1 protein-coding gene is annotated in these 242 nt (G+C 66.9%); it reads left to right on the top strand.

Annotated features, from left to right (window positions below):
* Positions 1-242 (top strand): hypothetical protein (locus IG75_RS37090; RefSeq protein ID WP_036516241.1); only part of this gene is annotated, 242 nt, incomplete at both ends.

The following is a 242-nucleotide window of genomic DNA, read 5'->3' as shown; positions in this document are numbered from 1 at the left end:
GTCGGTGTGCTGGTGCTGGAACGTCTCTCCGACGCGCGCCGTAACGGTCACGACATTCTGGCGGTGGTTCGTGGTACGGCGGTGAATCAGGATGGGGCGAGTAATGGTTTGACGGCGCCGAATGGTCCGTCGCAGGAGCGGGTGATCGCGGCGGCGTTGGCGGATGCGGGGTTGGTGCCGGCGGATGTGGATGCGGTGGAGGCGCATGGGACGGGGACGACGCTGGGTGATCCGATCGAGGC

The organism is Nocardia rhamnosiphila NBRC 108938 (assembly GCF_000720425.1).
Lineage (GTDB): Bacteria > Actinomycetota > Actinomycetes > Mycobacteriales > Mycobacteriaceae > Nocardia > Nocardia rhamnosiphila.
Note: the sequence above shows the minus strand (reverse complement) of the source record. Positions and strands in the feature narration are given on the sequence as shown.